This window comes from Pseudoalteromonas sp. Angola-7 (assembly GCF_028599255.1).
Classification (GTDB): Bacteria; Pseudomonadota; Gammaproteobacteria; order Enterobacterales; family Alteromonadaceae; genus Pseudoalteromonas; species Pseudoalteromonas atlantica.
On the sequence record NZ_JAQREL010000066.1, the window covers coordinates 1 to 255 of the forward strand.

1 rRNA gene is annotated in these 255 nt (G+C 52.9%); it reads left to right on the plus strand.

Features of this window, described 5'->3' with window-relative positions:
- Positions 1–255, plus strand: a 23S ribosomal RNA gene (locus PSH50_RS21100); the annotation flags it as partial.

Sequence of the window (255 nt, forward strand, 5' to 3'; positions counted from 1 at the left end):
AGCTGGTTCTCCCCGAAATCTATTTAGGTAGAGCCTCGGACGAATACTTACGGGGGTAGAGCACTGTTAAGGCTAGGGGGTCATCCCGACTTACCAACCCTTTGCAAACTCCGAATACCGTAAAGTAATATCCGGGAGACACACGGCGGGTGCTAACGTCCGTCGTGAAGAGGGAAACAACCCAGACCGCCAGCTAAGGTCCCAAAGTCATAGTTAAGTGGGAAACGATGTGGAAAGGCCCAGACAGCCAGGAGG